The sequence below is a fragment of the Streptomyces hundungensis genome (assembly GCF_003627815.1).
In the GTDB taxonomy this organism is placed as follows: Bacteria; Actinomycetota; Actinomycetes; order Streptomycetales; family Streptomycetaceae; genus Streptomyces; species Streptomyces hundungensis_A.
This window is the reverse complement of record NZ_CP032698.1, coordinates 3965633-3987478: the sequence shown is the minus strand read 5'-3', so window position 1 is coordinate 3987478 and position 21846 is coordinate 3965633. Positions and strand designations below refer to the sequence as shown.

Below are 21846 nucleotides of genomic sequence, written 5' to 3'. Positions count from 1 at the left end.
CCCCCTGGTGCCTGCCCCCCGTCGCCCCCTATGCCGCTATGCCGCCCGGTGGACCGCGTACTCCTCGATGTCCCGCATCGGCGGCCGCTCCTCGGTGTCCACCGCGTAAGTACGCGGTACGAAGCCGTGCTCGCCGCGCACGAACTGGGTCAGCTCGGGCCGTACGAGATGGCCGCGCGAGAGCCGTAGCTGCGCGGTGCGGTAGATCGCGGCGGCCATCCGGCCGAGCGCCTGCCCGTCCTGGTGGCGGTGCTTGCGTACGCCCACGTCGACCTGGGCCAGCGCGTCGAGGCCCACCGTGTGCAGCGCGTCGACGAGCAGCGCCAGCTCCACCCCGTACCCGACGGGGAAGGGCAGCCGTTCCAGGAGGGAGCGCCTGGCCGCGTACTCCCCGCCCAACGGCTGGACCACTCCGGCCAGTCGGGGCCAGTGCAGGTTGAGCAGCGGGCGCGCCACGAGCTCGGTGACCCGGCCGCCCTGCCCGACCGTGGTCCCGAAGGGGCGGTCGTACATCGCCTTGACGAAGGCCACGTCCGGGTCGGTCAGGAGCGGCCCGACGATGCCGGAGACGAACCCCGCGTCGAAGTCCCTCAGGTCGGCGTCGACGAAGCACACGACGTCGCCGCTGGTCACCAGGAGCGAACGCCACAGGACCTCGCCCTTGCCGGGCAGCGCGGGAACGCGGGGCAGGATCGCGTCGCGGTGCACGACCCGGGCCCCGGCCGCGGCCGCGACCTCGGCCGTGCGGTCGCGGGAGCCGGAGTCGACGACCACGAGTTCGTCGACGAGCGGCACCGCGTCGGTCATCAGCTCGCGGCGGATCGTGGCCACGATGGCGCCGACCGTGGCCTCCTCGTCGAGCGCCGGCAACACGACACTGACCGTCGTCCCCGTGCGGTGTTTCGCGGCCAGCATCCGGTCCAGCGGACGCTCGGCCGCGGACCAGGAACGCCTGCTCAGCCAGCGTTCCACCTCTTCCAGCACGGCTCCTGGCCTCCTCGTGTGATCCATCTCGCGGTTCGGACGGCTATCTCAACCGTCCAGGGCTTCGGTTACAGTCTTGAACAACGCGAAGGACCGTCGCATGCCGGGGGTCCTCCCGCCGACAATCAAATACCGCTCATCCAGAGGGGCAGAGGGAAACGGCCCGTTGAAGCCCCGGCAACCCTCCAGTCGGTTCTCGTCGATCACGTACTCACGTTGTTCAGGACACGAGGCCACCGGCTAGGGAAGGTGCCAAATCCGTCTCATGGCGAAGTTCGCCCTGAGGAAGATGAGGAGAAAGGGCCTCCCCTCCATGTCTGCACAGACCGTTGAAAGCCGTACCTCCACCGAGAACCCGTCCGACTCCGCCGGCACTTCCGTGGATCTCGGTCCGGCGTCCGGGCTTTCCTGCCGCGAATGCGGCCAGCGTTTCGAACTTGGCCCGATCTTCGCCTGCGAACTGTGTTTCGGACCGCTCGAAGTGGCTTATGACCTGCCGCTCGGCGACCCCGAGGCGCTGCGCAAGCAGATCGAGGCGGGCCCGGAGAACATCTGGCGTTACGCGCCGCTGCTGCCCGTCCCCGCCGACGTGGCCGACAAGCCGAACCTGAACCCGGGCTTCACCAAGCTGGTCAAGGCCGAGAACCTGGCGCGCGAGCTGGGCGTCGAGTCCGGCAAGCTGTTCGTCAAGGACGACTCCGGCAACCCGACGCACTCCTTCAAGGACCGCGTCGTCGCCCAGGCCCTGGAGGCCGCCCGCGCCTTCGGCTTCACCACGCTCTCCTGCTCCTCCACCGGCAACCTCGCCGGCGCGGTCGGCGCCGCCGCGGCGCGGGCCGGATTCCGCTCCTGCGTGTTCATCCCGCACGACCTGGAGCAGGGCAAGGTCGTCATGGCCGCGGTGTACGGCGGCGAGCTCGTCGGCATCGAGGGCAACTACGACGACGTGAACCGCTTCTGCTCCGAGCTCATCGGCGACCCGCTGGGCGAGGGCTGGGGCTTCGTCAACGTCAACCTGCGGCCGTACTACGGCGAGGGTTCCAAGACGCTGGCGTACGAGATCTGCGAGCAGCTCGGCTGGCGGCTGCCGGACCAGCTGGTCATCCCGATCGCCTCGGGCTCCCAGCTCACCAAGATCGACAAGGGTCTCCAGGAGCTGATCAAGCTCGGCCTCGTCGAGGACAAGCCGTACAAGATCTTCGGCGCCCAGGCCGAGGGCTGCTCCCCGGTGTCGACCGCCTTCAAGGCCGGACACGACGTCGTACGCCCGCAGAAGCCGGACACCATCGCCAAGTCGCTCGCCATCGGCAACCCGGCGGACGGCCCGTACGTCCTGGACATCGCGCGCCGTACGGGCGGGGCGGTGGAGGACGTCAACGACGAGCAGATCGTGGACGCCATCAAGCTGCTGGCCCGCACCGAGGGCATCTTCGCGGAGACCGCGGGCGGTGTGACGGTCGGCGTCACCAAGAAGCTCATCGAGGCCGGTCTCCTCGACCCCACGCTCACCACGGTGGTGCTCAACACCGGTGACGGACTCAAGACCCTGGACGCGGTGGCCGCCACGTCCCAGGCGACCGCCACCATCCGCCCGAGCCTGGACGCCTTCCGCGACGCGGGCCTCGCCCACTGAGCCATGTGCGAGGGGCTCGTTGAGCGCTGAGCCATGTGCGAGGGGCTCGTTGAGCATTGAGCCATTGAAGTGGCGCCTGCTGAGCACTGAGCCACTGCCGAACGACTAGGAGCACCGAACCATGAGCGTGAACGTCCGCATCCCCACGATCCTGCGCACTTACACCGGCGGCAAGGCCGAGGTCGCCGCCGAGGGCGCGACGCTGGCCGAGGTCATCGCCGACCTGGAGAAGAACCACACCGGGATCGCCGCGCGCGTCCTGGACGACCAGGGCAAGCTGCGCCGCTTCGTCAACGTGTACGTCAACGACGACGACGTGCGCTTCGAGCAGGGCCTGGAGACGGCCACGCCCGACGGTGCCGGTGTTTCGATCATTCCGGCGGTCGCGGGCGGCTGAACAACCCCGCGTTTGTTTTCGGAATTGCCCCCTCCGCAAGAGAAGCGGAGGGGGCAATTCAACATGGTTGAGCGGGGTACAGTTGGGGAAGCCCCCTCGCTTCCGGCGCCGAGCGCATATGAGAACGCGACAACGTGGTGCCAAAGTATGCGAGCCCTTTGCGCCTTAAGTGCGCTTTGCCCGGCCCGACTTGCCCCGGAATGTTGAATTGATGGCATTCCGCTCCCCTCGTGCGCCCGGAATTCTCGTCCGATTGACCTGTTGCAGAGGGCAGTTGGGCAGATACATTCAGCCGCGGTCGACGCGTTCCGGCGCACACCCTCTCCTGTCGGAGGGTGCAGGTCTGACCCGGGTCCGCGAAGTGTGGTCCCGTGCAAGGGCCAGTAATAGGGGAGTTAGGCATGGCTCAGGGCACCGTCAAGTGGTTCAACGCGGAGAAGGGGTACGGCTTCATCGCGGTCGACGGTGGTGCGGATGTTTTCGTCCACTACAGCGCGATCCAGATGGACGGTTACCGCACCCTTGAAGAAGGTCAGCGAGTCGAGTTCGAGATCTCGCAAGGCCAGAAGGGTCCGCAGGCGGACATGGTCAAGCTCGCCGTCTGATCTCGGCGCGATCGACCACCGACGCACGCAAGCATGAAGGGGGCCGCCCCAAGGGGCGACCCCCTTCAAGCATCCCCGTTCGCCCACCCACCCACCCGTAGGCGCGGGGTTGGATGGCTCCGGCCCTTCCTGGGGCTCCGCCCCAGACCCCGTATCGCGCCTGAAGGGCGCTCGTCCTCAATCGCCGGACAGGCTGAGGTGGCCGACGCTGGCCAGCACCGAGCAGTTAGGGGCGCGGGGAACTGCGCGACCAGCCACGCACGGTCCGCAGGATCGGGAGGGTTTAGGGGCGCGGGGAACTGCGCGAGACGCGGGCACGGTCCGCGGACGAAGACGGGTTTTGGGGGCGCGAGGAACTGCGCGAGAAGCGACCACGGCCCGCAGGATCGAGGGGGTTCAGGGGCGCGGGGAACTGCGCAAAGAACCCCCGACCGCACGGCCCGCCCCCGGCACCCAGCGGCCAGGACCCCCGGACCCCAAGGGGCGGAGCCCAGGGGCGAGAGCCCGGGGAGCGAAGCCCCGGGACGGCGGCACCCCGCCAAGCAAAGGCGCACCCCGCCAAGCAAAGGCGCACCCCGCCAAACAAGGCGCACCCCCAACCAAAGGCCCCCGGTTCAAGAGACTCGCTTGCACTCGCAGGGGCCGAGTGCTAATCATTGGCGTTAGCACTCTCCGAGTGAGAGTGACAGAACTTGGATCGGGTCAGTGAGGCCCGCAGCCCATGTGGGGCAAGGAACCACAAGGGATGCAGGCCGTCCGTCGCGGGCACCGACGCGGTCCACGAAGAACGCCACCCCTGTCCGGGAGGACCACTTCACATGGCCAAGATCATCGCGTTCGACGAGGAGGCACGGCGCGGTCTCGAGCGCGGGATGAACCAGCTCGCCGACGCCGTCAAGGTCACCCTCGGCCCCAAGGGCCGCAACGTCGTCCTCGAGAAGAAGTGGGGCGCCCCCACGATCACCAACGATGGTGTTTCCATCGCCAAGGAGATCGAGCTCGAGGACCCGTACGAGAAGATCGGCGCCGAGCTGGTCAAGGAAGTCGCCAAGAAGACGGACGACGTCGCCGGTGACGGAACGACCACCGCGACCGTCCTCGCCCAGGCCCTGGTGCGCGAGGGTCTGCGCAACGTGGCCGCCGGCGCCAACCCGATGGCCCTGAAGCGCGGCATCGAGAAGGCCGTCGAGGCCGTCTCCGCCGCCCTCCTGGAGCAGGCGAAGGATGTTGAGACCAAGGAGCAGATCGCTTCGACGGCCTCCATCTCCGCCGCCGACACCCAGATCGGCGAGCTCATCGCCGAGGCCATGGACAAGGTCGGCAAGGAAGGCGTCATCACGGTCGAGGAGTCGCAGACCTTCGGTCTCGAGCTCGAGCTCACCGAGGGCATGCGCTTCGACAAGGGCTACATCTCGGCGTACTTCGCGACCGACATGGAGCGTATGGAGGCGTCGCTCGACGACCCGTACATCCTGATCGTCAACTCGAAGATCAGCTCGGTCAAGGACCTGCTGCCGCTCCTCGAGAAGGTCATGCAGTCCGGCAAGCCGCTGCTGATCATCGCCGAGGACGTCGAGGGCGAGGCCCTGTCGACCCTGGTCGTCAACAAGATCCGTGGCACCTTCAAGTCCGTCGCCGTCAAGGCTCCGGGCTTCGGCGACCGCCGCAAGGCCATGCTCGGTGACATCGCCATCCTCACGGGCGGCACCGTCATCTCCGAGGAGGTCGGCCTCAAGCTGGAGAACGCCGGTCTCGACCTGCTCGGCCGCGCCCGCAAGGTCGTCATCACCAAGGACGAGACGACGATCGTCGACGGCTCCGGTGACAGCGACCAGGTCCAGGGTCGTGTCAACCAGATCCGCGCCGAGATCGAGAACAGCGACTCGGACTACGACCGCGAGAAGCTCCAGGAGCGCCTCGCCAAGCTCGCCGGCGGCGTGGCCGTCATCAAGGCGGGCGCGGCCACCGAGGTCGAGCTCAAGGAGCGCAAGCACCGCATCGAGGACGCCGTTCGCAACGCGAAGGCGGCCGTCGAGGAGGGCATCGTCGCCGGTGGTGGCGTGGCCCTGCTCCAGGCCTCCGCGGTGTTCGACAAGCTCGAGCTCGAGGGCGACGAGGCGACCGGCGCCAAGGCCGTGAAGCTGGCCCTGGAGGCCCCGCTCAAGCAGATCGCCGTCAACGGTGGTCTCGAGGGTGGCGTCATCGTCGAGAAGGTCCGCAACCTGCCCGTCGGCCACGGCCTGAACGCCGCGACCGGTGAGTACGTCGACATGATCGCCGAGGGCATCATCGACCCGGCGAAGGTCACGCGTTCCGCGCTCCAGAACGCCGCCTCCATCGCGGCGCTCTTCCTCACCACCGAGGCCGTCATCGCCGACAAGCCGGAGAAGGCCGCCGCGGCCGCTCCGGGCGGCATGCCGGGCGGTGACATGGACTTCTGATCCCAACGGATCGGTGGTTCACGGCAGTTCGCTGCCACAGCTGTACGCCGAGGGCGGCATCCCCATCGCGGGGGTGCCGCCCTCGGCCGTTCGTCCTGCGTGCCAACCGAACCGGGCGGACTACGGAAAACCGAAGGTCGATACGGGTGCTGGCGCCATGGTGCGAGGGGGCCGGGCCGGGCAAGCTTGAGGCACAGAGAGGGGCGATGGGACGCCCCGACTGGCACCAATCCGGGGGACCTTCATGACCACCACACGACTGCGTACCCGCTCCGTCGCGGCCGTGCCACGCACCGCTCTCACCGCTCTCACCGCCCTCACCGTCCTCGCGGTCGGCGCACTCGGCGGATGCGGCCCGATGGACGACACGACGTTCAAGGACGACACGACGGTGAAGTCCACGATCACGGCGGTACGCATAGACGGGACGTCGGACGGCTTCCGGGTCCGCGGAAAGCAGGGCCTCACCACCTCCTCCGTGCACCGCGAGGTCACCTACCGGGGCAAGAAGAAGCCGACGGGATCGACGTATCGCGTCGAGAACGGCGTCCTGGTCCTCGGCGGCTGCGCGGGCCGCTGCTCGGTGGACTACGTGGTGGACGTCCCGGCCGGGATCCCCGTCACGGGCTCGACCAAGGCGGGCGGCCTGAGCCTGTCCGCCGTCGGTCAGGTGCAGGTGTCGACGGGCGACGGCGCCGTCAAGGTCCGGGGCGCGACGGGCCCGGTCGACATCCGCACGAGCAACGGCTCGATCGACGCGAACGGCCTGAAGGGCACGGCCACCACCGCCCGCACCTCCAACGGCGCGATCACCCTCACCCCCGCCACCGTCCAGGACGTCACGGCCCAGACCAGCAACGGCAGCATCACGGTGACGGCCCCCCGCGCCCCCTACCGGGTCTCGGCCCAGTCCACCCACGGCCACAAGGCCCTCGGCATAACCGACGCCCCCTCCGCCCCCCACCACCTCACCCTGACGACCACCAACGGCGCCATAACCCTGAACCCGGCCAAGTAACCCGAGTAACCCCCGCGAACCTGCCATCCCCCGCCCCACATTGGCCAGTTCCGGTCACCGTTCGCACGGGTACGACTGTGAACTGCAATGACCGCTGACTAGAGTTGTGGGGCAAGGGCTTTACGGGGGAGGGGTTTTGGCAACCAGCGAGGACAAGGCCGCGCCGCAGTCGCCGCCATGGACGTTCGGCATGCTCGGCCTGGGGGCGGCGGCCGCGGGCGACGTGGTCACCGAACTGTCGTCCTTCACCAACTTCCAGCAACGCGTCGACGAACTGATCCGCACCCTCAAGGGCTCACCGGCCGGCCCCGGCGAGGTGGGCCAGGAACGCCTGCCGCGCGAGCACTTCGGAGGAGGCGCCGGCGCCTTCACCGAAGCCTCCGGCCTCTACACCTCGTACGAGACGGTGATCACCGAACTGGAGCGCCTGTCGGCCCTGTTGTCGGACTCCATGGAGGGCATGGGCATCGCGGTCCTCGCCTCGCACAAGGGCTACGAGAACATCGACGCGGACGTACGCAAACGCATGATCGCGATCAGCGCGGAAGCGAAGAAGCACTACGGGGGCGACTACACCCCCGAGCAGACACACCCCGGTCCGAAATCCCCGTCGGGCGGCGACGCCGGAGGAACGATCTGATGGGCGCGAGCACCCCCTTCGAGGGAATGAGCCACGAGGCGATGCTGGCGTGGCTGGACCAGGCGAACAGCGGCACGGTCCAGGGCGCGGCCGACCGGCTGGCGGCCGCGGCCAAGGAGATCCGCAAGATCGCGGAAGACCTGAAGGTCCGCCCCCAGTGGGTGGAGTGGAAGGGCGCGGGCGCGGACGCGTTCCGCACCTGGAGCGCCGACCTGGCCAACGCGACCCTGCGCCTGGGCGACTTCAGCGAAGGCTCCTCAAAATGGCTGGGCCACGCCTCGAACGCCATCGCCTCCGCCCAAGCCTCCATCCCCCGCGACCAGCCAGCCGCCCAGGCAAACCTGACCGCAGCCAAAGCCGCCCACAACGACCCGGACGCGGCGCAGATCGCACGCAAATCAGCATCCGAACTGGCCGCCCTGGAAGCCGACAAGGAGAAGGTCCGGCAGGAGGCCGTAGCCCAGATGCGAAAACTGGGCCAGGCGTACGAGCAGTCTGCGACGCAGATGAACGTCTTGGAACGGCCGAAGTTTCCCCCGCCGCCGACTGCGATCGCGCCGGAGTACGACCGCTCGCGTGATCGTAACGGCATGGACGTTGGCTCAGGTCGTGCAGGCCAGGACACCGCGTCTCCTGCCCACGTCACACCAGCACGCGCAGCGCGCGAACAAATGCCGGATTCTGACGCCTCTAGGCAGGCGCGCCAACCAGGTCTCGGCGTGCCTGAGCCCCAAGCGCTGATTGACGCTCAACGGCCTGTGCGGACGGATATCGACTCGGTCACCTCGTTCCCAGGTGCCGTACAAACACCAGGGCCCGGTGGGAATGCAACCGGGCCGGCGACCAGCGGTGAGAAACCGGCCGTGAGCCTGTATCCGCCAGCTTTCCGCGGAGGGCTAAGCGCGTCTCCAGTACCGGTCGACCCAGAACCCCCTACGGCTGGGCAGCGATCTCCATGGATGTCTGGGGAGAGTCCGTCTGGTCGTACTTCCGTACGCATGCCCGCTAACAGTCCCGGTATCACCGGTGGTCGGCCGATGCCGGCTCCGCAGAGTCGGTCAGGTGGGCAGATTCCCAAGGGAACAGTTGTAGGCGCCGGGGATACACAAACCCACGGTGCGACGAGGCCTATTACAGGAGCCGGCCCTGTCGGGCAGGTAGCGGGACGGCCGGGCGCAATGCCTAAGCAGGGACCGATGCCCTTGCGCAGCGGGGTGAGTGGCGGAAGCGCACAGCAAGCGGGGCGAGCTGCCGGTCCCCGTTCCGTATCGGCAGGCGCGAATGGGGAACGAGGAGGCATCTCTGGCGGGAGGCCAATCGCTGGCAATGCCGTTGGCGGAGCCGCTGGTGTGGGGCGACCGCCCCGAGACTCACAAAAAGGACGGTCGCAGCGTGAGGCGGGCGGCAGTGCCCGTGGCAACCTCGTCGAAGACGATGAGACATGGCTGCGGGATGACCCCCGAGTTGTACCTCCGGTCATCGACTGACATGTCTAGAAAGGTGCGAGAGAAGCTCATGCCAAAGAGCGGTCGTCGGTGTAAACGCGGGTCTGCTGCGGTATCGGCTTTGTGTGGCCTGTTGTTGCTGGACGCCGCAGTCACACCGGCCTGGGCGGATTCGATGCGCGAAAAGCAGTGGTTCCTCGACGCCATGAAGGCCGACGACATGTGGCACACCAGTAGGGGAACAGGCATCACCGTCGCTGTGATTGATTCAGGCGTCGACTCAAGTAATCCCGATTTGGCCGGACGAATTCTGCCAGGAAGGGACTTTGCGCAGGGGCAGCCCGGCGACGAACACACTGACTTGGAAGGTCACGGCACCGGCATGGCCGGGCTGATCGCTGGAACGGGGGCACGAGATGGCGGATTCGGCGCCTTCGGTCTTGCTCCGGGCGCAAAGATCCTGCCAGTCCGCATGCCTAAATCAGGTGACGTTAATCAAGCCGAAGGCGATAAGCGGTTCAATGTCACGGCTTCCCAGGCTATTCGCTACGCAGCCGACCATGACGCGAGAGTCATCAACATTTCTCTGGCGAGCGCCGAAGGTTCGCCCCAGCTAAGTGCAGCAGTGAAATACGCTTTGGATAAAGGTTCGTTGGTATTCGCTGCCGTTGGGAACAGTGGCGACAGCGGCAACGAAGTCGAGTACCCCGCTGCTACGCCGGGTGTTGTGGGCGTGGGCGCCGTCGGCAAGGACCTTCACAGGACCGCATGGTCGCAATACGGCCCCCAGGTGGACATGGCCGCCCCGGGCGCCGAGATGGTCCACGCCTGCGGAGGCAAGACCGGCCTCTGCAAGACCGACGGCACCAGCGACGCATCGGCCCTCGCCTCCGCCTCCGCCGCCCTGATCTGGTCCAAGCACCCGACCTGGACCAACAACCAAGTACTCCGAGTCATGCTGAACACCATCGGCGCCCCCACCGACGGGTCGAAGCGGAACGACTCGATCGGCTACGGGATCGTCCGCCCCCGCGTCGCCCTGGAGAACCCCGGCGACCCGGGCCCGGCGGACGTATACCCTCTGCCCGACCTCACGCCGTCACCGACACCCTCCGCACCGAGCCCGGCCGCCGCCCCGGCCAGGGCGGACGCGCCCCAGGCAAGCAAGCCTGAAGACGGGTCAACTAGCGCGCCCTACTGGGTGGTTGGTGCGACAGGCATCCTGGTCGTAGGTCTAGGACTCTGGGCTCTGCGCAAGCGTCGCCAAGGAGTCGGCGCCCTCTGAGCCGACGGAGGTAGACGGGGAGGCCGACCGCTTGGTCACGCGGGAGGGAGCCCCCTGGGGCCCCCGGCCCGCCGCCGCGCGCGCCTCGGCGGCGTGGGCGCGGACCCGTTCGGAGGGGAGGGCGCCGACGGGCAGCCGGGGATCCGGTTCGCCTCGGCAGGGCCCGCATTCGCCGCCCGGCAGAGCCTCCGGGCGACCCGGGGCGCCGCACTTCGCGCACTCCAGGATGCGCAGTACCGGGGGCGGGGGCGGCGGTGCCGGGGGCAGCTTGGAGATGAGACGGGTCCGGGTCAGGGCGGCCGGGCTGTGGACCGGGGTGGGGAGACCGGCGGTCAGGGCGCGCAGGACGTCCTGTTCGGCCGCGCCCCGCTCGAACCACGCGGCAGCCAGCGGTGCCAGTTCCGCGCAGTCCCTCGCCGAGAGGGAGAGCGCGGGCGCGGTGCGGCCCAGCGCGGCGAGCAGGATCAACGCACGACTGCGCGAGGCCAGTTGGGCAACCGCCGCAGCGCCCTGCGGAGGCGGTGACGGTGCCGGTGCCGGTGCCGGTGAACTGTCGTCGCCACCCCCACGGGTGAATTCCGCCCACCACGCGTCGTCCCGCGCCGCCCTCGAGAACCAAGTACGGGTCACCCAGCGCGGACTGTCCGAGCCGCGCAAATGTTCCCGCCCCCGACGCAGATGGCCCGCGTGAACGAGGCGCTGAAGCGCGGTTCGCAGGGCGCACTGGCCGTACGGGAGCACTGTGGCCAGCGTCTTCGCGGACATGTCCGCGCCTTCCGGAAGCCGGTCGATGTACCCGGCGACCGCAGCCTCACGGGGCGGAAGGTGCAGGAAGTCGTGGTTGGTGCGCGGCTGTTGGCCCGGTACGCACCGTTTCCCGTAACCAGGATTGGCCATCGGGTGCTGGTCCGGATGCGCGGAGAACGGGTCGGCACTAAAGTGGCTGTCAGCCATCGGATCGCTCATTTCGATCGTGGTGGTCGCGCCGCCGGATCGCTCGTTACGATCTTGCGGCCAGCCCCCGCAGGTGTTTGCGCGCCTGTCGGGGGCCGTTTGCTGTCTGGACGCTAGAGGGTTGTCACCCTCCGTGGCAAGTCGAACGCGGAAAGTGCCCAGCGTGACAGCGCGTGCCCAACTGCCGGGGAGGGTGGGCGGGTTGAGGCCCTCCGCCCATTCGATTTACAGCACGGCTCGGCACACAGCGCTTGAGCTTCGGACCCTACGCAAACGAGCCGGCCACCCCCGTGAAGGTGACCGGCTCGCGGCTCGGCTGGGTAAAGGGCGGCGCCGCTCGCGGCCCTGTCCATCGTCACGACGGCGAGCGGCGCGCGTCGCGGAACCCCCATGGTCATGTGCGGGTTCCTGGCGAGGTCACCGTGCTCGGCCTCAGTGACTCCGTTGATCAGGATGGAGGGGGCGTGGCGTTCTCGCCCGCGACAAGCTCTAGTTGGAGGCGGGCGGAGCGCCGGCGGACCAGAAGTCGGAGTGGACGTTGGGGAGGGGGAGCGGCCACGTGTCAACGTTGGAGGTGCCGTTGGGTTGGCTGGTCGGCTCGGCTACGGAGGATTCCTTGACGCAAGGGGTGTCGACCTCGAAGTCGACGTTGCCCTTGGCGCCGACCGACACGGAAATGGCGAAGCCGTCCCGACTCTGCGCGAAGATCGCAGGCATCTGGGGGTCCGGGTTGACGGACTTGATTGCGTAGCCGCTCTGCTTCCAGAACCGCTCGACCAGACCGAGGAAGTTCCCGCGGCGCTGTTCGGAGACGATCGTCATCACCATGCGCCGACGCGTCACGTCGCAGCTTCCCGTGGTGGTCGCGGTAGAGGACCACCGCACTTCCGGCTTGATGGCCGCGAATGTGGCGTCCAGCATGGCGTCGGCCCGATCCGCTGCCTCCTGCATGTTCATGTCCAACCCCTTCTTTCTGGAAGCAGCACCATCAGCACCATCGATTGCGCCGCACCCTGTGAGCAGCAGGCCTGTCAGAGCCAATGTCGCGGTTTGAGTGAATCGCCGATTCATCGGTACGGCTCCGTTGTGATCCTGTCCGAGTGCCCGGAGACGATGCGAGCGATGTTCTTCGCCGACACCGGGTCCCGCTCGGGGCTGAAATAATTGGAGTGCGCGGGCGTGGGACTGCCGTCGGAGAAGGGGAGTGGGCCGTCACTCACAGCGAAGCGCGTGGCTCCGAAGGCCTCGCTGGCAGGGTCCCTGCCGAACCAGTTCTGCGTCGGGTCGGCGAGACTCTCCCCGACGAAAGTACCGACTGGTCCCAACACCGACCCGAGCGCGCCACCGATGACCTGCTTCCCTGACGGGGCCCAGCTGATGAGATCGTGGTTTGCCGCTCCCACGAACACACAGATCGTGAGCGACGCTCGCGGCGTGTGTCCACGGCTTGTCGCCGTTTCCACTCTGGGGCTGTGCGGAGTGCCTTTCCGCGGCCGCGGTCTTCAGCTGCTCCCACTCGTCCCACCCCATACCCGTCCTCACCCGTGCCCTTTCGCCACGCAACCGGATCAGTCATCGCGCCAACCCAGCCGAGACTAGGGGCTGCTGAGGAACCAGTACTGAGTACCCGTACCTATTTGGCTAGGAGCGCAGTGCTTGAGCTTCGAGGCGTACGCGAACGAGCCGGCCACCCTGCGAGGGTGACCGGCTCGGTCTCGGCGAACTTCCTTGTCAGGCCGCCGTGTTGGATGCCTTCACGTCGGCGATGAAGGCCGACCATGCGCCTGCCCGGAACACGAGCGTCGGGCCGTGCGGTGCGGTCTTCGAGTCTCGGACGGGGACGATGTGGGCGTGGTCGTCGCACACCTCGAGGCAGTCGCCGCCATCTCCTGCGCTGTAGGTCGACTTGCGCCAGCGGCCCACCTCAAGGCAGTTGCCGCCGTCTCCGCCGCTGTAGCTGGACTTCTGCCAGCGGGCTATTTCGAGGCAGTTGCCGCCTTCACCCCCGCTGTAGCTGGACTTGTGCCAAGTGGCCTTGTTCAGGTCGTACTCAGGGCTGATCCTCATGGGCGTAATCCTCCGCCACTGACTCGATCAGGGCCAGGGATTCGGACGGTGACAGTGCGCTGGCCCCCACAAGATCGTAGGTAAGTTCGTGGCGCGCGACGGTGGCGGGATCGTCTTCCAGCCGCCCGGTCCCGAGCCCGTCGACGAATGCCAGCGGGGGAGCGTCCGCGAACGCCATCAGCTTGAGCGCGCCGCTCATCGCGGCGTGAGCTCCGGCGTTGAACCGCAGCACTTGGACGATGATGCGGTGGCGGAAGCCGAGGGCGGCGACATGCGCCAAGGCTTCGGCCATCACCGCGTTGCCGCCTACACCGCGACGCAGCACCGACTCGTCAAGTACGGCCCACATCAGCGGGGTTGTTGGATCGTCGAGAAGCTGGGTGCGTTCCAGTCGGGCCGCGACCAGCTCATCGATCGCGGGCTCCGGCGCGGTCGGGCGGTGGGCGCGAAAGACGGCACGCGCGTACGCCTCGGTCTGAAGGAGGCCCGGAATCAGAGAGGGCGCGTACTCGCGGATCGTCGTCGCGACAGCCTCCGCTTCCGCTGCCTCCGCGAAGTGATCCGGGTATTTCGACTTCGCCGCCGCGACGCAGTTGCGGGTGAAGAAGCCGTCCGTGCCCAGGATCTCGTCGATCTGGCGGGCGTATTCGAGGTGCATGCGGCGGGTGCCCGCTTCGAGTTGGCCGATGAAGGAGCCGGAGACGAAGAGGGGCTGGCCGAGTTCGTCCTGGGTGAGGCCGGCTTTTTCGCGGGCGAAGCGGAGTTCGGCGCCGAGGAAGGCGCGGGGGGAGGAGGAGGGGTCGAGGTCCTTGGATCCTGGCATGGGCAACTCCCTGGACATGCGGGGTTGTTGGGTTGCCGTCGGTAGTCAGGCTAGCCGGAGTCGGCCACGCTGGGTGAGGAAAGCAGAACACTCGGTGTGCAGGAGGGCAAGGCAGATGGCGCTGACCGCAATGGAGCGGATTCGGGCGGCGGAGGAGGCGGTGGAGCAGCTCCGTACGGAATTGGACCGGGCCGGGGTGGTGCTCCCGTCGCTGCGGATCGACCCGCTGACGTGCGGGGGTCACGTCCTGTTCCCGCTGGTGGACCTGGGGCGCTGCAACATGGACATGGCGCTGCGTCTGGTGGCCGTACTGGCCGGGACGTACAGCGGGGAAGGGGCGCCGCCGGTGGGCGACACCCCTTCCTCTGCTCCTGCTGAGCGTTCCTAGCCGAGGCCGTTGCGTCGGCGCCGCAGCCAGACCAAGCCGGCGCCCACGCCGACCAGGAGCACCGCCGCGCCCGCAAGCGCAGCGATCTGGGTGCCCGTGTTGGCCAGGCCGCGGTTCGCGTGCGGGGTGTGGGTGGGGGTGGGGGTGGGGGCGGGCTTGTGGCCGCCCTGGCCGGAGGGGGCGGGGGCCGGGGGCGACGGGGCGAGCGAGGCTCGCGCCTGACGAGCCCCGCCCCCGCGCGGCCTGCCGGTGTGAACCGGGCGGCCTTCACCTCAGCCATGTGAACTGGGCCGCCTACAACCCGAGTTCGGGCGCCACCGTGCTCGCCTTGGTGAAGACGGAGACCGGGTACTGGGTGTCGCAGTACTTGTTCCCGGTCGAGACGATGCCGATGAGGACGCCGTTCGCCACGAGCGGGCCGCCGGAGTCGCCGGCGCAGATGCTGTCGGTGGTTCCCTTGGTGGGGACGCCGCAGACGCGCAGGGACGGGTCGGAGCCCGGCTCTGTGAACGGCTCGCAGGTGGAGAGCGGGGCGAGCTTGAGGGTGGCCTGCTTGAGCTTCTGGCCGGGGGTGTTGGTGGCGGTCATGCCCCAGCCGTAGACGGATGCGGTACGCCCGTTCTCGTACAGCGCGGCGTCCTTCTTGGTGGCTATGCGGAGCGGCTTGTACGGGAGCGGCTTGGTCAGGGTGAGGACGGCGGCGTCGTGGTCGAGGGTGCCGATGTCGAACTTCGGGTCCACCGTGATCGCCTTGACGCGGCGGACGCGTCCGGCGTCGGTGGCGAGGTCGGTGCGGCCGCCCGTGACGGTGAGGGCCATCGGGTCCGGCGAGTTCCGCACGCAGTGGCCGGCCGTCAGCACCTTGTCCGGCGCGATGAGCGCCCCGCCGCACCACTGCGAGCCGTCGGGGTTCTCCAGTACGACCATGAACGGGTGCGCGGAGGTGCTGGTGACCGTCCCGCCGTGCACGGCTACGGCGGGTGAGGCGGCGAGGGCGACGAGGCCGGCGGCGGCGAGGAGGGTGGCGGTGAGGCGGGGGGTCGGCTTGGGCATCGGTTGCTCCCGGGGCGTTCGGCGGTTGGTCGGTGACCGAACAGTGCGCCGCCGTCCGTCCCACCCGCCAGGGCCGCCGCCCCATCCGGGACGCTGGAATGGTTGCGGCCCCTTTGAGCTGGGCGGATGTGAGGGGGTGGAACGGGGTTCCGGGATGCGGGGAGGGGTGTCAGGGGGTGGGCGGGGTGGTGGGCGAAGTGGTGGCGGACCAGAAGTCGTCGTGGATGTACGGGCGCGGCAGGGGCTTGCCGCCCTCGTAGGCAGGGGCATTGGTGTCCACGTTGGACGGCGCGGTGGGCTTTGCCACCGGGGACGTTGCGGCGCAGGGGCTGGTGATGCCGAAGCGGAACTGTCCCTCACCGCCCACGGCCACCTCCAGACGGAAGCCGTCGGGGGTTGACGCGAAGATCGCGGGGAACTGGGCGTCCGACCGCACATTGGTCACGGTGAAGCCGCGGGCCTTCCAGTCGCGCTCGACGACCCCGAGGAGCCCGCCTCGACGTTGGGGAGACACGATCGTCATCACCATGAGCCCGCGGTTGACGTAGCCGCCCCCGGTGTCGGTGTTCTTCCAGTCCGTGCAACTGTTCTGGCCCGGTGCCTCGTGGACCCAGCGCAGCCCTGGGTTGATCCTCGTGACGGTCTCCTGGAGAACGGCGTCGGCCCTGTCGGCGGCCTGCTGCATGTTCATGTTCGGTGACTTCCCTGTGCGGTTGCCCGTGGAGGCGTGTGAGGTTGGGCCACACCCGGTCATGGTCAGCAACAGGAGCAGACCGCAGGCGCGGCGGAGGTGTGTCATCGGGGCTCCTGGGAGGTGACCAGTTGGGGCTGTCCCGCGACGATCGCGGCGATGTTGGCCGCGGAGACCGGGTCGTCGTCGAAGTAGTTCGAATGGGCCGGTACGGGCCCCTGCCCGTCGATGAAGGGGCGCGGGCCGTCACCGACCTGGAATCGATGGGCTCCGAAAGCGTGGTTCGCGGGATCGGTACCGAAGTAGATCTGGGAGGGGTCGCTCGCCGCGTCTCCGATTATGTAGCCCTCCAGGGCGCCTTCCGCGGCACCCAGGATCGTCCCCCCGGGCATCGGCACGACGAACCCTCCGAGCGCCCCGACGGCCGCTCCGCCCAGGACACCCGTCGCTTCCTTCTTGTTCGGCAGCATGGTCACGGGATCATTCTCGGCTGCGCCCACATAGACGTGGTCGCGTCCCACCCCGAGGTCGTCGGCGGTTTTCGCCTCCGTGCCCGGGCTCCCGACGAGGATGATGTCGTCGGCGCCGGGAATGCCGCCGGCCTGCTGCGCGGCCAGGCCGACGGTGAGCGAACCGTAGGAGTGGCCGATGGCGGTGATGTGCGGATCGGCGTTCTGGTTCGTCGTGCGGATGCCGTCCATGAAGTGGTTGTACGCCGTCGCGCCCACCTCGGCGTCGTGTGTTCCCATGACGGCCAGGTCATCGACGACTTGCTCGGCCGGTAGCTGTGGAGCGTCGTAGCCGAGCCAGACGATGGATGCACTGGAGTGGTCCAGGAAGGCGGCGGACTTGGCGGTCGCGCGGGCACGCTCGATGTCGTTCGTCGCGAAGTGCTCACTCAACTTGGTGGAGAGCCCCGGGACGTATGCGGAGACATTGCGAGCGGCATCGGGATCACCGAAGGAGACGATCGCACGGCCGTTGTCGTGGTCTCCGATCCCGAGCAGGTACATGGGCGGCACACCAGGTTCCGGAACGGCGTTCAGCTGCTTGTCGATGGACAGCAGTCCGGCCAACTTCGTCTTCGACGCCTCGTCGCCCGCTCCCGCCAACTTACCGATCAGCACCTGCAAGTTGTCCCGGTTCGCCGTGTCCCTGACCGCGCTCGGGATGCCTTCCAGGTTGCCGATGATGTCCGGGTAGGCGGCGAGGTACTCCTCGCGTTCCTTCTCCGTGAGGTAGGTCCACCAGGCCTTGCGTTCGGCGGGGGACTTGGCCGTGGGGATGTCGTTCTTCAGGTACTGGTCGGCGACCGCGCGCACCGCCGCCGCGTCGGCGGCCATGTCCTGCCAGGTCGCCGTGGCCACGCCGAGGCCGGGCTCGGCCTTGAGCTTGGCGAGGGTCGTGCTGAAGCGCTCGTCGACGCGGCGGGCTTCCTGGAGTGCGGCGAGGATCTGGTCCGCTATGGCCTGGGCCTTGGCGTGGTTCGGGTTGGTGTCGGTGAAGCCGGGCGGGGTCTGGGTGAGGGCCGGCGGGCGGGACAGCAAGGGCGATCCGCCCGTCGCGCTGCCGCCGGGGAGGGGCTGTTTCGAGATCAGGTTCTCCCCGCCGGGCGGATAGCTCACGGAGCCGTCCGTGCCGACGGTGAACTTCAACGCCGCCGCTTCGTCCAGGGCGTCCAGCAACTTCCGCTGGGGGCCCGCCAGTTCGTAGGCGAGTGAGTCCAGGGCCGTGCGGATCAGACCGCACTCGATGTGGATGTAGTCGTAGTTGCGGTCCAGGCCGCGCAGACGGCCGGCCGCGCTGTCCGCCGCGTTGCCGGTCTGGGACTTCTCGATCGCGCCGAGCATCTCGTTGCTGAGCCGGTCGCGGGCCGCGTCGGCATGGCGGCTGACGTCGCCCCAGCCGTCGGCCGCGCTCTGAAGACCGGCCGGCCGCAGGTCGCGGAGGTGCTGCCAGGTGAGCACGCCGTCAGCGCCCCTTCTCGTCGGCCGGGACAGGGTCGGCGTAACCGGCTATGGAGGACCGGACCGCGTGGTCGGTGCCGCCCATGGTGCGGGCCACTTCGCGCAACTTCGGTTCCAGGTCGGCGCACTCGTCGCGTACGGCGCCGAGCCGTTGCTCCCAGGACGTCAGGACGGTCTTGAGCGCCGTCACGCTCAGCAGCCCGGCACCGCTCGTGTCGAGACCGGCATGGGCCGTGATCAGTCCGGACCTGGCCGTGTCGGTGTCGGTGCGCAGCGAGTGGGCGGCACCGGCGGCGTCGTTCCAGGGTTTGGGGGTGTGATGGAGGTCGCCCCCGCCCGGTGCGGCCGAGGCCAGGTGCAGGGACGGGGCGGGCGGCGGTCCCGCCTGGTCGAGCAGGCGCTGCCAGCTTTCCGGATATGCCGCGGTACTCATGTCCCCCCGCGCCCTCGTTCCCCGTGCGGCCTCCGCGCCGCCCGTACAAAGTTAGGCATGTAGATCTTGAGCCGGGCAAGCGCCCGCAGCACGTCGGCCGAAAATGGTGGCGCTTCGCGTAGCAGGGGGCGTACGGCCCGCGCAAGAGTGATTCGCCTCAGGGGCGGGCGGTAAAGGGGGCGGGCAGCCGGGGCATGAGGGGGCTTCGGACGGTCAGAGGGCCGCGTGCAGGGCCGCTCGTAGGTGGCCCTGGGAGTCGGACAGGAGGCGGGCGGCGGTGGCGCCCTCCACCCCGCCGAGGATGACCAGGATCGCGTTCTTCACCTCGCCGTCCGTGGCGGCCAGCGCGGCCTCGATCTCGGCGTCGCCCGCCCCCGTGGCCAGTGCCACGATGCGGCGCGAGCGGGCGCGGAGCTTCTCGTTGGAGGCCCGTACGTCGACCATCAGGTTCCCGTAGGTCTTGCCGAGCCGGATCATCGTGATCGTCGAGATCATGTTGAGGACCAGCTTCTGGGCCGTGCCGGACTTCAGCCGCGTCGAGCCCGTCAGGAGCTCCGGGCCCACCACGACCTCGATGCCGTGCTCGGCCGCCGCCGCAAGCGCGCTGTCCGCGTTGCAGGAGAGGCCGATCGTGAGGGCGCCGAGCCGCCGCGCGTGCTCGACCGCGCCGACCGCGTACGGGGTGCGGCCCGAGGCCGAGACGCCGACGACGGTGTCCAGGGAGGTCAGGCCGAGCGCCGTCAGGTCCTCGGCCGCCAACTGCCGGGAGTCCTCCGCGCCTTCGACCGCCCGGACCATCGCGGAGGGACCGCCCGCGATGAGGCCGACGACCTCGGAGGGGTCCGTGTTGAAGGTGGGCGGGCACTCGCTGGCGTCCAGGACGCCGAGCCGCCCGGCCGTGCCGGCGCCCGCGTAGACCAGCCGGCCGCCGCTCGCCATCCGCGCGGCCGTGGCGTCGATGGCCGCCGCGATGTCCGGGAGCCGCTCGGCGACGGCCGCCGGGACCGTGGCGTCCTCGCCGTTCATGATCCGCGCGATCTCGGCGGTCGGCAGCTGGTCGATCTCCGCGAGCTCGGGCCGGAACGCCTCGGTGGTGAGGGTGGCCAGTTGGGCGCGGAGCTCGGCGTAGTCCTGGGTGGTCATGGTGACGCTGCTCTTTCTCTGCGGACGGCTCTGGCGGGTGCGAAGGGGTGGGGCCGGTGGTGGTCTCAGCGGGTGCGGGGGTTGTGGCGGTGGGCCAGCGCCTCGTACGAGGCGGAGAGGGCCGGGGCCGCGGTTTCGTAGGTGCGCTGGGCGATGCCGATGAACAGGCAGTCCACGACGAGGAGTTGGCTCGTACGGGACGACATCGCGGCCGGGCGCAGCTCGCTCTCGCGCGCCGTGGACGTGGTCAGGACGTGATCGGCGTACTGCGAGATCGGGCCGTCCGGGCGGCCGGTGATCGCGATCGTGGTGGCGCCGCGGTCGAAGGCGACCCGCAGGGGCTCGATGACGTCGCCCGTCGAGCCGGAGTGGGTGATGGCGACCGCAGCGTCCCCCGAGCGCAGTTGCACGGCGTTGGTGACGGCCAGGTGCGGGTCGGTGTGGGCGTGGGCGATGAGGCCTATGCGCAGTAGCTTCTGCGCCAGGTCCTGGCCGACCAGGGACGAGGCGCCGACGCCGTAGATGTCGATGCGCCGGGCACCCGCCAACGCGCCCACCGCGGCGCCCAGTTGGACGGTGTCGAGGGCGGCCGCGGTGTCGGCGAGGGTCTGCTGCTCGTCGTAGGCGAGCTTGGCGACGACGTCCGCGATCGGGTCGTCCACCGCTATGTCCGCGGTGACGGCGGGGGCCCGGCCCGACTGCTGCTGGGCGGCGAGGCCCGCGAGCGCGAGGCGCAGGTCGCGGTAGCCGGGGTAACCCAGGAGGCGGGCGGTGCGCACGACGGTGGCCTCGCTGGTGCCGGTGAGCTCGGCGAGGCCGGTGACCGTGAGGGCCGCGCAGCCGGCCGGGTCGCCGGCGACGGCTTCGGCGACCCGCTGCATGGAGCGGGTCATGGACGGGGCGAGCGTGCGCACCTTGGCCGCGAGGGCGGCCGGCGCGGGCGGGGCACCCCCGCTGAAACTTTCCTTCACGTAATGGGTCACCTCTGAAAGATATTTTCGGGACGGGGTGAGGTCAACCCCCTCGGGCCACCCCTCGGGCCCCGCATCGGTCCCACCTCGGTCCCACCTTCGGCCCACCCTCGGTCCACCCCTCGGCCCGGTGGCGCTGGTGCGGCTGGGGTGACAATGGAGGGCATGGACGACGTACAACCTCTGGAACAAGCCCTGCACGCCGCCCGCGCCCTGGTCCTCGCCGACCTCGCGGCGCGCGACGTGGCGCACGCGGACGTCGTCTCGATGGTCGAGGACGCGGTGACCCACCGACGCTGGTGGGTGGAGCAGTGGCCCGAGGGCACGGAGTACGTCGCGGGTCTGGTCGCCCAGGACGTACAGGACGCGCTCCTTGAGCGGTACGGACGCTGGCCGCTGTGCCCGGTGTGCGACGGCGGCGACCCGCACGCCCTCGACGTGGAGCCGGAGCTCGGGCCCGACCCGCACTGGGTGTGCGGCAAGGCGGGCGTCGTGGTGTCCCGCGTCGGCGGTCTCGGTGGGCTCGGTGGTCCCGTCGGATGACGCTCTACATCGACCCGCCGACCTGGCCGGGACACGGCCGCATGTGGTCGCACCTGGTCAGCGACGTCTCGTACGAGGAACTGCATACGTTCGCGGCGTCCATCGGCTGCCCTTCGCGCGCCTTCGACGGCGATCACTACGACGTGCCGTCCCACCGGTACGCGGACGCGGTGCGGGCGGGCGCGGTGGAGATCGGCTCGAAGGAGCTGGTACGCCGGCTGACCGGGGCGGGGCTCAGACGCCCGAAGGGGCGGCCGGCCTGAGGCCGGGCGCGGCCGGTTGCCGGGGGCGGACCCGGGGGTGGCCCGGGGGCAACCCGGGGGCGGACCCGGGCGACGCGGCACCTGGAGCGGCCGGTCCCGGAG

Annotated in this window: 22 protein-coding genes and 1 riboswitch; of the genes, 10 read left to right on the top strand and 12 right to left on the bottom strand. The window is 69.3% G+C overall.

The features are described from left to right. Nucleotides 1-36 precede the first annotated feature (36 nt). On the bottom strand, nt 37-984 hold the full coding sequence (locus DWB77_RS17730; RefSeq protein WP_120722189.1) for a glucosyl-3-phosphoglycerate synthase: 948 nt from the start codon (nt 982-984) through the stop codon (nt 37-39). A gap of 133 nt (nt 985-1117) precedes the next feature. After that, nucleotides 1118-1280: riboswitch (SAM riboswitch) on the top strand. Nucleotides 1281-1297: 17 nt separating this feature from the next. On the opposite strand from DWB77_RS17730, the gene thrC reads away from it, so the two are divergent. The 7 genes from thrC (at nt 1298) to mycP (ending at nt 10448) form a co-directional block, all read left to right on the top strand. Next, nucleotides 1298-2617, top strand: a complete 1320-nt coding sequence (gene thrC, locus DWB77_RS17725; protein ID WP_120722188.1) for a threonine synthase — start codon at nt 1298-1300, stop codon at nt 2615-2617. A 121-nt stretch (nt 2618-2738) separates the two neighbouring features. Further along, a complete protein-coding gene (locus DWB77_RS17720; protein WP_120722187.1) occupies nt 2739-3014 on the top strand; it encodes a MoaD/ThiS family protein in 276 nt (91 codons plus the stop codon). 401 nt (nt 3015-3415) lie between these two features. After that, nucleotides 3416-3619, top strand: coding sequence for a cold-shock protein (locus DWB77_RS17715; RefSeq protein ID WP_005315736.1), 204 nt, complete (start codon nt 3416-3418; stop codon nt 3617-3619). Nucleotides 3620-4437: 818 nt separating this feature from the next. Then, nucleotides 4438-6060, top strand: a complete 1623-nt coding sequence (gene groL, locus DWB77_RS17710) for a chaperonin GroEL (protein ID WP_120722186.1) — start codon at nt 4438-4440, stop codon at nt 6058-6060. 244 nt (nt 6061-6304) lie between these two features. After that, on the top strand, nt 6305-7078 hold the full coding sequence (locus tag DWB77_RS17705; protein ID WP_120722185.1) for a DUF4097 family beta strand repeat-containing protein: 774 nt from the start codon (nt 6305-6307) through the stop codon (nt 7076-7078). A 136-nt stretch (nt 7079-7214) separates the two neighbouring features. Beyond that, the gene (locus DWB77_RS17700; RefSeq protein WP_246033559.1) at nt 7215-7718 is read left to right on the top strand and encodes a hypothetical protein; all 504 of its coding nucleotides are present in this window, start codon (nt 7215-7217) and stop codon (nt 7716-7718) included. Between the two features lie 1500 nt (nt 7719-9218). Beyond that, the gene (gene mycP, locus DWB77_RS17695) at nt 9219-10448 is read left to right on the top strand and encodes a type VII secretion-associated serine protease mycosin (RefSeq protein ID WP_342777973.1); all 1230 of its coding nucleotides are present in this window, start codon (nt 9219-9221) and stop codon (nt 10446-10448) included. Here mycP and DWB77_RS17690 read toward each other — a convergent pair. The 4 genes from DWB77_RS17690 to DWB77_RS17670 form a co-directional block, all read right to left on the bottom strand. Continuing rightward, nucleotides 10398-11402 carry a hypothetical protein gene (locus DWB77_RS17690; protein ID WP_246033558.1) on the bottom strand — a complete coding sequence of 335 codons (1005 nt, stop codon included), beginning with the start codon at nt 11400-11402 and terminating at the stop codon, nt 10398-10400. The genes mycP and DWB77_RS17690 overlap by 51 nt on opposite strands. A gap of 489 nt (nt 11403-11891) precedes the next feature. Next, on the bottom strand, nt 11892-12359 hold the full coding sequence (locus tag DWB77_RS17685; protein ID WP_342777972.1) for a hypothetical protein: 468 nt from the start codon (nt 12357-12359) through the stop codon (nt 11892-11894). A gap of 774 nt (nt 12360-13133) precedes the next feature. After that, nucleotides 13134-13469, bottom strand: a complete 336-nt coding sequence (locus DWB77_RS17675) for a DUF397 domain-containing protein (RefSeq protein ID WP_120722181.1) — start codon at nt 13467-13469, stop codon at nt 13134-13136. Continuing rightward, nucleotides 13453-14292, bottom strand: coding sequence for a helix-turn-helix domain-containing protein (locus DWB77_RS17670; protein WP_120722180.1), 840 nt, complete (start codon nt 14290-14292; stop codon nt 13453-13455). Before DWB77_RS17670 ends, DWB77_RS17675 begins: the two co-directional genes overlap by 17 nt. A gap of 115 nt (nt 14293-14407) precedes the next feature. Between DWB77_RS17670 and DWB77_RS17665 the strand changes: the two genes are divergently transcribed. Continuing rightward, complete coding sequence (locus DWB77_RS17665; protein ID WP_120722179.1) at nt 14408-14680, top strand: hypothetical protein; 273 nt, start codon at nt 14408-14410, stop codon at nt 14678-14680. Here DWB77_RS17665 and DWB77_RS39620 read toward each other — a convergent pair. The 7 genes from DWB77_RS39620 to DWB77_RS17625 form a co-directional block, all read right to left on the bottom strand. Continuing rightward, nucleotides 14677-14787: an LPXTG cell wall anchor domain-containing protein gene (locus DWB77_RS39620; protein ID WP_120727912.1), complete on the bottom strand. Its 111-nt coding sequence runs from the start codon at nt 14785-14787 to the stop codon at nt 14677-14679. The genes DWB77_RS17665 and DWB77_RS39620 overlap by 4 nt on opposite strands. Before the next feature lie 187 nt (nt 14788-14974). Next, nucleotides 14975-15733 carry a S1 family peptidase gene (locus tag DWB77_RS17650; RefSeq protein WP_120722178.1) on the bottom strand — a complete coding sequence of 253 codons (759 nt, stop codon included), beginning with the start codon at nt 15731-15733 and terminating at the stop codon, nt 14975-14977. Between the two features lie 169 nt (nt 15734-15902). Then, nucleotides 15903-16424 (bottom strand): hypothetical protein, encoded by a 522-nt coding sequence (locus DWB77_RS17645; RefSeq protein WP_246033557.1) that lies wholly within the window; start codon nt 16422-16424, stop codon nt 15903-15905. A 104-nt stretch (nt 16425-16528) separates the two neighbouring features. Next, nucleotides 16529-18391 carry an alpha/beta hydrolase gene (locus DWB77_RS17640; RefSeq protein WP_120722177.1) on the bottom strand — a complete coding sequence of 621 codons (1863 nt, stop codon included), beginning with the start codon at nt 18389-18391 and terminating at the stop codon, nt 16529-16531. Between the two features lie 4 nt (nt 18392-18395). Continuing rightward, nucleotides 18396-18824, bottom strand: a complete 429-nt coding sequence (locus DWB77_RS17635; protein ID WP_246033556.1) for a hypothetical protein — start codon at nt 18822-18824, stop codon at nt 18396-18398. 213 nt (nt 18825-19037) lie between these two features. Continuing rightward, nucleotides 19038-19967, bottom strand: coding sequence for an N-acetylmuramic acid 6-phosphate etherase (murQ, locus tag DWB77_RS17630; protein WP_120722176.1), 930 nt, complete (start codon nt 19965-19967; stop codon nt 19038-19040). Between the two features lie 65 nt (nt 19968-20032). Beyond that, entirely contained in the window at nt 20033-20950 is a 918-nt protein-coding gene (locus tag DWB77_RS17625; protein WP_120722175.1) for a MurR/RpiR family transcriptional regulator, read from the bottom strand. Nucleotides 20951-21103: 153 nt separating this feature from the next. Here DWB77_RS17625 and DWB77_RS17620 point away from each other — a divergent pair, with 153 nt between their 5' ends. Then, nucleotides 21104-21481: a hypothetical protein gene (locus DWB77_RS17620; protein WP_120722174.1), complete on the top strand. Its 378-nt coding sequence runs from the start codon at nt 21104-21106 to the stop codon at nt 21479-21481. Continuing rightward, the gene (locus DWB77_RS17615) at nt 21478-21744 is read left to right on the top strand and encodes a DUF4031 domain-containing protein (protein WP_120722173.1); all 267 of its coding nucleotides are present in this window, start codon (nt 21478-21480) and stop codon (nt 21742-21744) included. The genes DWB77_RS17620 and DWB77_RS17615 overlap by 4 nt, the downstream gene beginning before the upstream one ends. The last annotated feature ends 102 nt before the right edge of the window (nt 21745-21846 follow it).

Bases quoted from the DNA above. Each gene is read 5' to 3' on its own strand.
- thrC (WP_120722188.1), top strand. From the start codon at position 1,298: ATGTCTGCACAGACCGTTGAAAGCCGTACCTCCACCGAGAACCCGTCC.
- DWB77_RS17720 (WP_120722187.1), top strand. From the start codon at position 2,739: ATGAGCGTGAACGTCCGCATCCCCACGATCCTGCGCACTTACACCGGC.
- DWB77_RS17715 (WP_005315736.1), top strand. From the start codon at position 3,416: ATGGCTCAGGGCACCGTCAAGTGGTTCAACGCGGAGAAGGGGTACGGC.
- groL (WP_120722186.1), top strand. From the start codon at position 4,438: ATGGCCAAGATCATCGCGTTCGACGAGGAGGCACGGCGCGGTCTCGAG.
- DWB77_RS17705 (WP_120722185.1), top strand. From the start codon at position 6,305: ATGACCACCACACGACTGCGTACCCGCTCCGTCGCGGCCGTGCCACGC.
- DWB77_RS17690 (WP_246033558.1), bottom strand. From the start codon at position 11,402: ATGGCTGACAGCCACTTTAGTGCCGACCCGTTCTCCGCGCATCCGGAC.
- DWB77_RS17685 (WP_342777972.1), bottom strand. From the start codon at position 12,359: ATGAACATGCAGGAGGCAGCGGATCGGGCCGACGCCATGCTGGACGCC.
- DWB77_RS17675 (WP_120722181.1), bottom strand. From the start codon at position 13,469: ATGAGGATCAGCCCTGAGTACGACCTGAACAAGGCCACTTGGCACAAG.
- DWB77_RS17670 (WP_120722180.1), bottom strand. From the start codon at position 14,292: ATGCCAGGATCCAAGGACCTCGACCCCTCCTCCTCCCCCCGCGCCTTC.
- DWB77_RS17665 (WP_120722179.1), top strand. From the start codon at position 14,408: ATGGCGCTGACCGCAATGGAGCGGATTCGGGCGGCGGAGGAGGCGGTG.
- DWB77_RS17650 (WP_120722178.1), bottom strand. From the start codon at position 15,733: ATGCCCAAGCCGACCCCCCGCCTCACCGCCACCCTCCTCGCCGCCGCC.
- DWB77_RS17645 (WP_246033557.1), bottom strand. From the start codon at position 16,424: ATGAACATGCAGCAGGCCGCCGACAGGGCCGACGCCGTTCTCCAGGAG.
- DWB77_RS17635 (WP_246033556.1), bottom strand. From the start codon at position 18,824: ATGAGTACCGCGGCATATCCGGAAAGCTGGCAGCGCCTGCTCGACCAG.
- murQ (WP_120722176.1), bottom strand. From the start codon at position 19,967: ATGACCACCCAGGACTACGCCGAGCTCCGCGCCCAACTGGCCACCCTC.
- DWB77_RS17620 (WP_120722174.1), top strand. From the start codon at position 21,104: ATGGACGACGTACAACCTCTGGAACAAGCCCTGCACGCCGCCCGCGCC.
- DWB77_RS17615 (WP_120722173.1), top strand. From the start codon at position 21,478: ATGACGCTCTACATCGACCCGCCGACCTGGCCGGGACACGGCCGCATG.